Origin of the sequence: Kitasatospora sp. NBC_01539, from assembly GCF_045040525.1 — a bacterium.
In the GTDB taxonomy this organism is placed as follows: domain Bacteria; phylum Actinomycetota; class Actinomycetes; order Streptomycetales; family Streptomycetaceae; genus Kitasatospora.
Window position 1 is genome coordinate 7,073,383 of record NZ_CP109390.1, and the last position, 12,595, is coordinate 7,085,977.

At 71.5% G+C, this 12,595-nt stretch carries 10 protein-coding genes and 3 pseudogenes; 9 read left to right on the forward strand and 4 right to left on the reverse strand.

Annotated features, from left to right (window positions below; translation table 11 throughout):
* The first annotated feature begins 60 nt into the window (after positions 1-60).
* The 3 genes from OG335_RS30705 to OG335_RS30715 are packed head-to-tail and all read left to right on the forward strand — an operon-like array spanning position 61 to position 1,876.
* On the forward strand, positions 61-462 hold the full coding sequence (locus tag OG335_RS30705; RefSeq protein WP_405014391.1) for a VOC family protein: 402 nt from the start codon (positions 61-63) through the stop codon (positions 460-462).
* A 14-nt stretch (positions 463-476) separates the two neighbouring features.
* Positions 477-1,133, forward strand: coding sequence for an NADPH-dependent F420 reductase (locus OG335_RS30710; RefSeq protein WP_405014392.1), 657 nt, complete (start codon positions 477-479; stop codon positions 1,131-1,133).
* A 2-nt stretch (positions 1,134-1,135) separates the two neighbouring features.
* Positions 1,136-1,876 (forward strand): PIG-L deacetylase family protein, encoded by a 741-nt coding sequence (locus OG335_RS30715; protein WP_405014393.1) that lies wholly within the window; start codon positions 1,136-1,138, stop codon positions 1,874-1,876.
* Here the strand turns inward: OG335_RS30715 and OG335_RS30720 are convergent.
* Together OG335_RS30720 and OG335_RS30725 are read right to left on the reverse strand one after the other, a co-directional pair.
* Positions 1,840-2,514 carry a DedA family protein gene (locus OG335_RS30720; RefSeq protein WP_405014394.1) on the reverse strand — a complete coding sequence of 225 codons (675 nt, stop codon included), beginning with the start codon at positions 2,512-2,514 and terminating at the stop codon, positions 1,840-1,842. The two genes, OG335_RS30715 and OG335_RS30720, sit on opposite strands and share 37 nt — an antisense overlap.
* A 5-nt stretch (positions 2,515-2,519) precedes the next feature.
* On the reverse strand, positions 2,520-2,714 hold the full coding sequence (locus OG335_RS30725; protein ID WP_405014395.1) for a DUF1918 domain-containing protein: 195 nt from the start codon (positions 2,712-2,714) through the stop codon (positions 2,520-2,522).
* A gap of 299 nt (positions 2,715-3,013) precedes the next feature.
* Between OG335_RS30725 and OG335_RS30730 the strand changes: the two are divergent.
* Together OG335_RS30730 and OG335_RS30735 are read left to right on the forward strand one after the other, a co-directional pair.
* A pseudogene (locus OG335_RS30730) lies at positions 3,014-5,395 on the forward strand (discoidin domain-containing protein); the annotation flags it as partial.
* A 111-nt stretch (positions 5,396-5,506) separates the two neighbouring features.
* A pseudogene (locus tag OG335_RS30735) lies at positions 5,507-5,887 on the forward strand (discoidin domain-containing protein); the annotation flags it as partial.
* 205 nt (positions 5,888-6,092) lie between these two features.
* Here OG335_RS30735 and OG335_RS30740 read toward each other — a convergent pair.
* Both OG335_RS30740 and OG335_RS30745 read right to left on the reverse strand, forming a co-directional pair.
* Complete coding sequence (locus tag OG335_RS30740) at positions 6,093-6,809, reverse strand: TetR family transcriptional regulator (RefSeq protein ID WP_405014396.1); 717 nt, start codon at positions 6,807-6,809, stop codon at positions 6,093-6,095.
* A gap of 149 nt (positions 6,810-6,958) precedes the next feature.
* Complete coding sequence (locus OG335_RS30745; protein ID WP_405014397.1) at positions 6,959-8,182, reverse strand: branched-chain amino acid ABC transporter substrate-binding protein; 1,224 nt, start codon at positions 8,180-8,182, stop codon at positions 6,959-6,961.
* Positions 8,183-9,018: 836 nt separating this feature from the next.
* Here OG335_RS30745 and OG335_RS30750 point away from each other — a divergent pair.
* From OG335_RS30750 to OG335_RS30765, 4 genes and pseudogenes are all read left to right on the forward strand, one after another.
* A complete protein-coding gene (locus OG335_RS30750; RefSeq protein ID WP_405014398.1) occupies positions 9,019-9,195 on the forward strand; it encodes a hypothetical protein in 177 nt (58 codons plus the stop codon).
* A 289-nt stretch (positions 9,196-9,484) separates the two neighbouring features.
* Positions 9,485-10,906 (forward strand): GH1 family beta-glucosidase, encoded by a 1,422-nt coding sequence (locus OG335_RS30755; protein WP_405014399.1) that lies wholly within the window; start codon positions 9,485-9,487, stop codon positions 10,904-10,906.
* 141 nt (positions 10,907-11,047) lie between these two features.
* Positions 11,048-11,352 (forward strand): annotated as a pseudogene (locus tag OG335_RS30760) (CPCC family cysteine-rich protein).
* Positions 11,353-11,476: 124 nt separating this feature from the next.
* Positions 11,477-12,301 (forward strand): hypothetical protein, encoded by an 825-nt coding sequence (locus OG335_RS30765; RefSeq protein ID WP_405014400.1) that lies wholly within the window; start codon positions 11,477-11,479, stop codon positions 12,299-12,301.
* Positions 12,302-12,595 lie beyond the last annotated feature (294 nt).

The window sequence follows — 12,595 nt, forward strand, 5'->3', positions numbered from 1 at the left end:
GCCGCGAGAGGCGCCCACCGAGGTGATGTCCCGTCAGCTCCCCGGAGGTAGGGTGCGATCATGGCACTGGAATGGGAGCAGGTCGTCGTGGACGCCGCCGATCCGGAGGCACTCGCCCGATGGTGGGCCGCGGCGCTGGGCTGGACGGTCGTCGACGTGGACGTCGACGAGGCCGAGATCCGTTCCGCCCCGGACCGCACGCCCGGCCTGCTCTTCGTCTTCGTGCCGGAGCGCAAACAGCTCAAGAACCGCCTCCACCTGGACTTCCGCCCCGACGACCAGCAGGCCGAGGTCGACCGCCTGCTGGCACTCGGCGCCCGCCGGGCCGACGTCGGCCAGCGGGCCGCCGGGTGGGTCGTCCTGGCCGACCCGGAGGGCAACGAGTTCTGCGTGCTCGGCCGGCCCGGCGCCGCGAGCGAGGCCCCCCGCACCAGCGCGGACACATCCGGCAGCGATTCCTGAACGGGAGAAGAACGATGCGATTCGGGATCATCGGCACAGGCACCGTCGGCCGCACCCTGGCGACGAAACTCGTCGCCGTGGGGCACGAGGTCACCCTGGGCTCACGCACCAGGGACAACCCGGCGGCCCTCTCCTGGGCCGAGCAGGCCGGACCGCAGGGCCACGCCGGCACCTTCGAGGAGGCCGCCGCCTTCGGCGAGGTGATCGTCAACGCCACCGGTGGCACCGTCTCCCTCCAGGCCCTGCGACTCGCGGGTGCCGACAACCTGGCGGGCAAGGTCGTCGTCGACGTCTCCAACCCGCTGGTGTTCTCCGCGACCGGCGACGTCAGCCTCAGCCCGGTCAACACCGACAGCATCGGCGAGCAGATCCAGCGGGAGTTCCCCGAGGCCAGGGTGGTCAAGGCGCTCAACACCCTCTCCGCCCCGCTGATGGTCGACCCCGGCCGGGTGCCCGGCCCGCACCAGCTGTTCGTCGCCGGCGACGACCACGGGGCGAAGACCCTGGTGCGCGGCGTGCTGGAGCAGTTCGGCTGGGCGTCCGCGGACGTTCTCGACCTCGGCGGGATCGACGCCGCGCGTGGCACCGAGATGCTGATGCCGTTCTGGCTGAAACTGATGGGGCACTACGGCCACACCGACTTCAACTACTCGATCCGGAGCGCTGACTGATCATGGCGGACCAGGCACCGACCCCGTACGAACCGCTCGGCGAGGACTGGCTGACCGCCCTCGCCGTCGTGGCCCACCCCGACGACATGGAGTACGGCGCCGCCGCGGCCGTCGCCCGCTGGACGTCCCAGGGCAAGCGGATCGTCTACGTGATGGCCACCAGCGGCGAGGCCGGCATCGACGGGATCGACCCCGAGACGTGCCGGCGCGTCCGCGAGGAGGAGCAGATCACCTCCGCGGCCCTGGTCGGCGTCGACACCGTCGAGTTCCTCGGCCACCCGGACGGCGTCGTGGAGTACGGCCTGCCGCTGCGCCGCGACATCGCCAGGGCCGTCCGCCGGCACCGGCCGGAGATCGTGATCACGACCAACTTCCGTGAGACGTACGGCGGGAGTTGGCCCAACCAGGCCGATCACATCGCGGTCGGCCGGGCCACCCTGGACGCCGTCCGCGACGCGGGCAACCGCTGGGTCTTCCGGGAGCTCACCGAGGAGGGCCACGAGCCGTGGGACGGCGTCCGCGCGGTCTGGGCGGCGGGCTCGCCGGACGCCGCCCACGCGGTCGACACCACGGACTTCTTCGACGCCGGAGTGGCCTCCCTGAAGGCGCACCGCGCCTACCTCGACGGGCTCGGCGGCGACATGGCGGACGCCGCGGGCTTCCTGGGCACCTTCGGCCGGATGGCCGGCGAGCGCCTCGGCACGCGCTACGCGTCCTCCTTCGAGGTCGTGCCGCTGCGCTGACCGTCCCGGAGGTGACCGTCCCGGAGGGTGCGGCGCCGTCGCGCGACGGCCCGCACCACCAGCGCCGCGACCAGCGCGGCGAGCGCGGCCAGCAGGTAGACCTGGTAGCGCACCGCCCGCTCGTACAGCGGCCCGATGTTGTCGCCCAGGACGTACCCGAGGGCCGCCCAGACGCCCACCCAGAGCACGGCCCCCGCGATGTTGGCGGGCATGAAGCGTCGCCACGGCATGCCGGTGGTGCCCGCGATGATGCCGTTGGTCTGGCGGAGCCCGTCGACGAAGCGGGCGACGGTCACGACCTTGCCGCCGTTGCGGGTGAAGAAGCCCTCGGCGCGCTCCGCGCGGGCGGGCGTGAGGCCCGCGTAGCGGCCCCAACGGTCGACGAAGGAACGGCCGCCGGTCCGGCCCACGAGGTAGCCCAGGCAGTCGCCGACGACCGCGGCGACGACCGCCACGGCGACGACGCCCGTGATCGACATCCGGCCGGTGCCCGCGTAGACGGCGGCCAGCACCAGGATGGTCTGGCCGGGCACGGGGATGCCGCCGCTGTCGAGCAGCACGAGCAGACCCACGGCCGGGTAGCCGTAGTCGTCCAGCAGTGGGGACAGGTGGGCCAGGGGGCCCGGCAGCGGTGGCACCTACCTCAGCGGCGTTCCTGCTGGTGCTCGACGACGCAGTCCGGGCCGGGATAGACCAGCCCTTCGTGGCCGTCCTCGAAGTGGACCAGGTAGGGCGGCTGGCCGTCGGTGCCGCGCACCTCGACGATCTCGCCCTTGCGGTCCACCATGCCGACGGTCTTGCCGTGGATGTGGAGCTGGTCGCCTACGGTGGCCTGCATGATCACGCTCCTCGGGGGGAGTCCGGCGCTGAGCTGTGCTTCCACTCTGCGGTGTGCCCGGGGCGGGCGCAATGGGGGGCCAGTGATCGTCTTGTTACTTCGATGTCGACGATAACTTGCAGGTTTCAATACGGATTTTGCGCAGGGGTATGGACTTCGTGCGACCCGTCCTCGTAGTCTCACCACGCCCGACGGAAACCTGCGCGTCACTCTGGCGAAGCGTCAGCGCAACACCCGTGCCGGGCACTTCCTCCACCCCGGAGCCACCCCCACGACCCGGCAAGGATGTGCATCCGCAGATGCAACGACCCCCCACCACGCGTGGTACCCGTACCGTCGCGGCCCTGACCGCGACCGCCCTGGGCACCGTCGGCCTGCTGACCGCCGTGCTCGCCAACGCCGGCGCCGCGCACGCCGCGGGCGTCCCCGCACTCTCCCCGCTCAGCGTTCCCGGCCGCGGCGCCACCGTGCCGTTCGTGGAGCAGGAGGCGGAGTACGCCGCCACCAACGGCACCGTCATCGGGCCGGACCGCAAGTACGGCAACCTGCCCTCCGAGGCGTCCGGCCGCCAGGCCGTCGCCCTCAGCGGCACGGGCCAGTACGTCGAGTTCACGCTGACGCAGCCCGCCAACTCCGTCGACTTCCGGTACAGCCTGCCGGACTCCCCGGACGGCAAGGGCCGCGACGCCTCGATCGACCTGCAGGTCAACGGCAGCACGGTCAAGAGCGTGCCGGTCACCTCGAAGTACAGCTGGTACTACGGTGGTTACCCGTTCAACAACAACCCGGGCGACAACAACCCGCACCACTTCTACGACGAGACCCGCACGCTGCTCGGCCAGACCTACCCGGCCGGCACCAAGATCCGCCTCCAGGTCTCCTCGACCTCGCAGTCGCCGACCTTCACCATCGACCTGGCCGACTTCGAGAACGTCGCCGCACCGATCGCCAAGCCGGCCGGCGCGCTCGACGTGGTCGCCGACTTCGGGGCCGACCCCACCGGCGCCACCGACTCCACCGCGAAGTTCCAGGCGGCGGTCAACGCCGGTGCGGCGCAGGGCAAGACCGTCTACATCCCGCAGGGCAACTTCACCCTGTACAGCCACGTCGTCGTCGACAAGGTCACCCTCGTCGGCGCCGGCCCCTGGTACTCCGTGCTCGGCGGCCGCGACCCGAACAACCGCGCCAACGCGGCCGGCATCTACGGCAAGTACGTCAACAACGGCGGCAGCACCAACGTCAACCTCAAGGACTTCGCCATCATCGGCGACATCCGCGAGCGCGTCGACGAGGACCAGGTCAACGCCATCGGCGGCGCCATGTCCAACTCCACCATCGACAACCTGTGGCTGCAGCACACCAAGGTCGGCGCCTGGATGGACGGTCCGATGGACCGCCTCACCATCAAGAACAGCCGGATCCTCGACCAGACCGCGGACGGTGTGAACTTCCACACCGGCGTCACCAACTCGACGGTCACCAACACCTTCGTCCGCAACACCGGTGACGACGGCCTCGCCTCCTGGCCCGAGAACAAGCCGAACACCAACGACAGCTTCACCCACAACACCGTCGTCCTGCCCATCCTGGCGAACAACATCGTCACCTACGGCGGCCGCGACTTCACCATCTCCGACAACGTCATGTCGGACACCATCTCCAACGGCGGCGGCCTGCACATCGCCAACCGCTACCCGGGCGTCAACTCCGGCAGCGGCACCGCCGTCGCCGGCACCATCACCGCCGCCCGCAACACCCTGATCCGCACCGGAAACTCCGACTTCAACTGGCAGTTCGGCGTCGGCGCCGTCTGGTTCTCCGGTCTGAACGAGGCCATCTCCGGCGCCACGATCAACATCACCGACACCGACATCCTGGACTCCTCCTACGAGGCCATCCAGACGATCGAGGGCCCGGCCAGCGGCATCAACTTCACCAACGTGAACATCAACGGTGCCGGCACCTACGCCGTCCAGGCCCAGGCCGCCGCCACCATGAAGTTCACCAACGTGAAGGCCACCAACATCGGCCAGTCCGCCACCCCGATCCACAACTGCGTGGGCAGCGGCTTCGTCATCACCGACGGCGGCGGCAACTCCGGCCTCACCGGCTCGACCTGCTCCGGCACCTGGCCGAACCCGATCTGGACCTACAACGGCGTGCCGTCGAACCCGGGCACCTCCAGCCCCTCGCCGAGCCCGTCGCAGTCCTCCTCGCCCTCCCCGTCGCCCTCCCCGTCCGGCTCGCCCACGCCCACCTGCCCCACCGGCACCGGCAACGTCGCACAGGGCCGCACGGCGACCTCCTCCAGCTCCAACCAGAGCTACACCGCGGCCAACCTCGTCGACGGCAACGCCGACACCTACTGGGAGAGCGCCAACAACGCCTTCCCGCAGTGGGCACAGGTCGACCTCGGCTGCGCGGTGAGCCTCTCCAAGGTCACCCTGAAGCTCCCGCCGGCCACGGCGTGGAACACCCGCACCGAGACCCTCGCGGTGCAGGGCTCCACGGACGGCAACACCTTCTCCACCCTCGTCGGCTCGGCCGGTTACACCTTCGACCCGGCCACCGGCAACACCGCCACCATCACCCTGCCGACCAACTCGACCCGCTACCTGCGGATCAGCGTGACCGGCAACACCGCCTGGCCCGCCGCGCAGTTCTCCGAGCTGCAGGTCTTCCTCGGCGCCGGCAGCACCAGCTCGCCGACCCCGAGCCCCAGCCCCACCACCACCCCCACCTGCAACCCGGGCACCGGCAACATCGCCCAGGGCAAGCCGGCGACCTCCTCCAGCTCCACCCAGAACTACGGTGCGGGCAACGTCGTCGACGGCAACGCCGACACCTACTGGGAGAGCGCCAACAACGCCTTCCCGCAGACCCTGCAGGTCGACCTCGGCTGCGCGCTGCCGCTCTCCAAGGTCACCCTGAAGCTCCCCCCGGCGAGCTCCTGGGCCACCCGCACCGAGACCCTCGCGGTGCAGGGCTCCACGGACGGCAACACCTTCTCCACCCTCGTCGGCTCGGCCGGCTACACCTTCAACCCGGCCACCGGCAACACGGTGACCATCACCCTGCCGGCGACCCCCACCCGCTTCGTGCGGCTGAGCTTCACCGGTAACACGGGCTGGCCTGCCGGTCAGCTCTCCGAGTTCCAGGTCTTCGCCTCCTGACACCGAGGACCCGGAAGGATGCCCACCCCGCAGCCGCGGGGTGGGCATCCGCCTTTGTGCGGCCCGCTTTTGTCCTGCCCGGTGCGTGCGGCTGGGTGCGTCCTGCCCGGTGCGTCGGGCGGGGTGCGTGCAGTGGTGTGCGTCCGACCCGGTGCGTGGGGCCGGGGTGCGTCGGGCGGTGCGGGCCCGGGGTGTCCGTGGGAGGTCAGGATGCCGGGTGTTCGGCGAGGTAGCCGCACAGCAGGCGCTTGCACTCCGCGATCAGCGCCGGGTCTCCCGCCGGGTCGGCCCGGAAGGCCAGCTTCAGCACGGCGTCCGCCGACTCCAGCGCCACCCGCAGGGCGAGTCCCCACCCGGGCCGGGCGAAGAGGTCGCCGCCCAGGGCGCTGATCCGCACGGCCACCGCCGCGTTGTTGTCGAGCCGCCGGTCCAGCAGGTGCAGGCCGTCGGGCTCCTCGCGGGGCTCCTCGCCGTGCTCCTCGCCGGGCGGTGCGTCCGGGCGGTCGTCCAGGACCGCGGGGGCCGCCGTCACCAGGCCGAAGTCGATCTGCCCGAAGCCGGGCACGTCGCGCTTCATGGCGACGAACTCCTCCACGGCCAGCTCGACGAAGGCCGGCACGCCGACCGGCGCCGCCGCGTCGAGGTGCACGGCGAGCCGGTCGAGGTAGTGCGTGAGGTTCCGCTCGGCGAGCGCCGAGAAGAGGCTCTCCTTGCCGGAGAAGAACTGGTAGAGGGTGCCGATCGGCACGTGCGCGCGCTGCGCGACCTCCTTCGTCGTGAGCGCGGCCGGGCCCGCCTCGTCGAGCAGACCCGCGCACGCGTCCAGCAGCCGCTCGTACCGCTCCTGGCTCCGCTGCTGCACGGGCATGCGACGGGCCGGGCCGTGCGGGCGCCGACCACCGCTCCCCGTCTGCGCGTTCATGACCTCACTCTGCCCCATCCGGAGTTCGCGGCGCGAATCACCGGGACGGGGACGGCCGCCGCCCGTCCCCGTCCCGGTGATCCGCGGGGGAGCGGCCAGTGCCGTGCCGCGTGCCCGCCGTCGCAGCCCGCCGCGAGCGGTCCGCCCGGTCAGAAGTCGCGGAGCCGGCCGAACGGGACGACGGCCGACCAGGCGCCCTTCTTGACCTGGTAGATCGAGGCGACCTGGTTGCGGGTGTCACCGTACTCGTCGAAGGCCACGTCGCCGGTGACCCCGAAGAAGGACACCTGCTGGAGGGCGTCCGCCACGGCGGTGCGCAACTCCGGCCCCGACAGGTCCGGCTGCGCCTGCCTGACACGGCCGACCGCCTGGATCAGCGCCCAGGTGGAGTCGTAGGCGTACGGGCCGAACGGGCCCGGTTCCTCCTTGAGACCGGCCTGGCCGTAGGCGTCGAGGTAGGCGAAGGCGGAGGCGAGGCCCTCGACCGAGATGCCGGGCTGGCTGGCGATGTCGCCCTCGGACGACGCACCGGCGGCCTTGACGTACCCGTCGGTGTGCAGGCCGTCCCCACCTGCCAGCGGCACCTTCACACCGGCCGCCTTGAGCGCCGCGGACAGCGGTCCGCCCTCGGGGTGCTCGCCGCCGTAGTACACGATGTCGGGATGGGCCGCCGCGACCTGCGTGGCCAGCTTCGTGAAGTCCGTGGTGCCGGACTGCACGGTGGTCCGGAACGCCACGTTGCCGCCGACCTCCTCGAAGGCCGTCGCGAACTCCGCGGCGAGGTTGCTGCCGTAGGCCTTCTTGTCGCTGATGACGGCCGCGCGACGGGCCTCCAGCCGCTTGTACGCGTACCGGGCGAGCAGCGGGCCCTGGACGGCGTCGGTGGTGACCGTGCGGAAGTAGGTGGCGTACTGGCGCTTCTTCCCGTTGGCGCGGTAGTCGGCGCCCCAGGTCAGCGCGGGCGAGGTGTTGGACGGGGAGATCACGGCGAGGCCGGCTCTGGAGAGCACCGGGGCCATCGCGAGGGCGCCGGACGAGGTCAGCGGCCCGACGACGCCCATCACCCGGCCGTCGGCGACGAACGCCTGACCGTTGGCGAGCGCGGTCGCCTCGTCGGCCTGGTCGTCCTTCGCGTCCAGCACGAACGTCACGCCCGGCACGGTCTTCTTGGCGTTGGCCTTGGCGACCGCGAGCTCGGCGGAGTTGCGGATGCCGAGGCCGAGGTCGGCGAGCTTGCCGGTCAGCGGCCCGTCCACGCCGATGACGACCGTGAGAGTCGATCCGGACCCCAGGAAGCCCGACCCGCAACCGGAGAGCAGCACTGCACAGACCACGCCCACGGCAACAGCCGTGGGCCGCGAGAATCGGGTCACCGGTACATCCCTTGCTGAGTGGGTTTGCTCATGGGACGCCGGACTACGCCGAGGGATCCGCTAGGTGGCGGACGGCGTGGAGGGAGACGCGGCAGCCGTCACGGACCGGTGAACCCGGCACACGGACACGGCAGATGACACCCCCGTGGACTGCCCGGCGAGGGACGGCGACCCGGAGTTCGGCGGCGTTCCGCCCCGTCCGGGATCACCGACCGGCGTCCACTGGGCCGCGACCCTACGGCGTGTCACCGGGAGCGTCAATGGTTTGCCGGGCCGCTGCGCCTCGGTTCCACCCTGGACATGCCAGGGCGGTACGACGCCCTCGGCCGCCCCGGCGGCGCCGCTCTCCGGCAGGCGCCCACCGCCCGGCGCGCACCTCCGTCACCCGGGCGGCGACGAATCGTCCACGGATCATCGGATGCGCGTCGCCGCCCGCACGGAATCCGGCAACCGTGCACGGCTCACCGTCGCGGCGACCGATTCGTGATCACGTGAACTCCGCCAGGGGTGGCGGTCCTTGAGGCCGGAGAGCAGTGCCGTGGCCGGCGTCATGGCCGCTGGTGAAAACGAAGTTGACGGTACGTCAGATTCCTGTCGCCCCCGATGTCCCGTCGGTTGCGCGGCGGGGCCGCCGCATCACGGTGATCTCCCCGTGTCCGGCGGACATCGGGTCGTACGCGCTGTACGTCCCGGGGGAAGGGGCTGTTCCCGTGGGGCGACACCACCACGGCGAGCGGGTGCTTCCGGCTCGCCGGCGATGGTGATCCGGCGGTGGTGATCCGGCGCGGTGGCCGATCGCCCTCCGCCCGGAGGGGGAGGGCCGGCAGGAGGTCCGGATGTCGTCCACCGAGTTCGTCCACCGAGTTCGTCCACCGAGTTCGTCCACCGAGTTCGTCCACCGAGTTCGTCCACCGAGTTCGTCCACCGAGTTCGTTCACCGGGTACTGGCCGGCCCCGGGTTCGAGGTCGGTATCGCCGACTTCGCGGAGCGGCCCTTCGTCGAGTTCCACTGACGACGGCACCCCCCGGCCCTTCCTTCTCCGGGAGGGGCGCCGGGCGCTGCCGCTCGCAGACCTCGCCGCCTGCTCCAATAACTGGCCTGGCGCAGAGCTTTGGCGGGCCCGGCCCGGTGCGACGGTGGCCCGTCCGATCGAAGCCGCCCCTCGTGGAGGGTGATCGTCTTTCGGCATCCGCCAGGGGGCGAGGGCCTGCACCTGGTGTTTCGACGGCAGCGCACTAATATGAGCCCTCCTCGGGTTTTCGCGCTCTCATTCATCACCGTCGTGAGCAGGGAGTCAGACCATGCCGAACCGACTCGACCTCCCGGTGGGATTCCGCTGGGGAGTCTCCACTGCCGCCTACCAGATCGAGGGCGCGGTGGACGAGGACGGGCGCGGGCCCTCCGTGTGGGACGTGTTCGCGGCCCGCCCCGGCACCGTCCGCGACGGCGACACCGGAGCAGTGGCCTGCGACCACTACCACCGCCACCCCGAGGACATCGCGCTGATGCGCGGCCTCGGCCTCGACACCTACCGCTTCTCCATCGCCTGGCCCCGCATCCGGCCCACCGGCACCGGACCGGTCAACCCGGCCGGACTCGCCTTCTACGACCGGCTGGTGGACGACCTCCTGGCGGCCGGGATCACCCCGCTGCCCACCCTCTTCCACTGGGACCTCCCGCAGGCCCTGGAAGCCCCGTCGACCGGCGGCTCCGACGCGGGCGGCGGCTGGCTGAACCGCGACACGGCGTACCGGTTCGCCGAGTACACCGAGGTGGTAGCGGACCGGCTCGGCGACCGCGTGCCCGCCTGGATCACCCTCAACGAGCCCTTCGTGCACATGGTGTACGGCTACGCCCTCGGCATCCACGCACCCGGCCGTGTCCTCATGCTGGACGCCCTGCCGGCCGCCCACCACCAGTTGCTCGGCCACGGGCTGGCGGCCGCGGTGCTGCGCGAGCGCGGCCTGGACGTGATGATCGCGAACAACCTGACCCCCGTCCGGCCGGCCACCGAGGCGCCCGCGGACCTCGCCGCCGCCGAGGCCTACGACGCCCTGCACAACCGCCTGTTCACCGACCCGATCCTCCTCGGCCGCTACCCCGACCTGTCGGCCTTCGGCCTCACGGCCGACCTCGGCGGCACGGTGCACCCGGGCGACCTCGACCTCATCGCCGGCCCCGGCCTCGACGGCCTCGGCGTCAACTACTACAACCCCACCCGCATCGCCGCCCCGACCGAGCCCGGTCTCCCGTTCGCCGAGGCCGAGATCGAGGGCGTCCCCCGCACCGCGTTCGGCTGGCCGGTCGTCCCCGACGGCCTGCGCGAACTCCTCGTCGGTCTCCGCGACCGCTATGGCACCGCACTTCCGCCGATCACCATCACCGAGAACGGCTGTTCCGTCGCCGACGAGGTCGGCCCGGACGGCACCGTCGACGACCCGGACCGGATTGCCTACCTCGCCGGCCACCTCGACGCCCTCGCCGCAGCCGCTGCCGAAGGCGTCGACGTCCGCGGGTACTGCACCTGGTCGCTCCTCGACAACTACGAATGGGCCGAGGGCTTCAGCCAGCGCTTCGGCCTGGTGCACGTCGACTTCGAGACGCAGCGCCGGACGCCGAAGGCGTCGTACGGGTGGTACCGGGACCTGATCGCGGCCCACCGGGTGCAGCATGAGAGGCAGGCGTTGTTCCTGGAAGAGCAACAGAACTGCCAGGAAAGCTAGTTGGTTACTACTCCAAGGCGCATCTCATGACCCGGCTGGCCTGGCGTTAACCTCCGACCGTGCTGGTTGTCAGTGAGTGCTGCTGCCTGTGGCGGCGTGACCAGCGACGACAAGGGCGCTGACCCGCAGAGGTTCGACATCGTGCTCGGGCCGGAGAACGGCCCGTACGCCTGCCCGTGCTGCGGCTGCCCGACCTTGGAAACACGCGGGGTGAACGAGACGTGCCCGGTGTGCTGTTGGGAGGACGACGGGCAGGACGAGCACGACCGTGACGAGGTCCGAACGGGCCGCTGAGCCTTGCCGAGGCACAGCGCAACTACGCGACGATCGGCGCCTGTGCGCCTCAGCGGGGCAAGTACGTTCGTGTGCCCTTCCCGGAGGACCCGAAGTACAAGGACCCGAAGTACAAGGGCCCGAAGTATCGCCGGCTCCAGCTTGATCTTTGACCGGTGCGGTGCGGTTCGGGGTTGCCGGCCTGGGATTTCTGCTTCGCGGCCCCGGATCCGGGCCTGCTCCGGTTCGGTCCGGTTGCCCGGTCGGGCCGTCGGAGGGCGGTACTACAGTGACGCCATGTCACACGGCCCCTCTGTCCCCCCGGACGCGCGGTCCTCCCCTTCGGGGCCCCGGACGTCCGGGGAGGGCGACTGGAACCGGCAGCTGGCCGACGCCTTCGCCGTTCTGCTCGGCCGCCCCCTGCGGGAGTACGACCCCGACGCGGTCTACGCCGCCTGCGTCGGCGGCAATCTGCTGTACGAGACCGGCTTCCGGCAGGATGCCCTCTGGGTGAGCCCGGCCGCCCTGAGCGGCGCCGAACCGGTCGTCTGGGACTGCTGCCTGTTCGACGAGTCCGACCGGACCCCGGTCTTCGACGCGCGCGGATCGCTCTTCGAGTTCCCGCCGCCCGAGGGCGCGGGTGCGGCGCTTCCCCGGGACTTCGCCGCCGCCCTCGACGCCGTCGGCTCCGGGCGGGGGCTCGTCCGGGGCGCCGATCTCGCTCCGCTGGTGGCGCGGTACGGCGTCGATCTCGCCGCTCCCGCCCTGGCCGGGACGTGGAGCGTGTACTGCCCCCGGCTCGCCTCCGACGGCACCCTCCTCGACGCCCTGCGGACCGCTCTCGACACCGGCCACGGACCCGAGAACCTGGTGCCCTTCACGGCGCAGCCCGGCGAGGAGTGGGAGGAGGCGCTGGCCGTCATCGGCCACACCGGACTCCGCACCCACATCGGGTACTTCTGCACCGACGGCGACGAGGGCCTGATGCCGCTCTCCGGCGATGCCATGGCGGGCGGCCCGAAGGACGCGGGGTGTGAACCGGTCGCGGGCTGGGAGGACGGGTACGGCCAGTTCGATCTCACGGTCGTCCGGCTGGGCGGCCGTGCCGGTGGTGGGCGGTGACCTGCCGGGGCCCGGGTGGATCCGACGGGATCGCCTGCGGCCCTGTCCGCGCACCGTTCGGCACGGCCGTGCGAGAGCTGCTCCTGAAAAGCGGCCCGGCGGCTGCCGGTCTTGACGGGGTGTGACGTTTCCCGGGGAGCGGGAGCGCACGCGAACAAGTCGAAGCCCGCAGGCACGGAGTCGGACCCGGTGCAGTCCACGGCGCCGTCGCCGTCGGTGTCCACGGCCGAACAGAGGTGCTTCCACGGGTCTCGAACGCGGCGTGGAGCAGGTCCTTCCGCTCGGCGGGGAGTC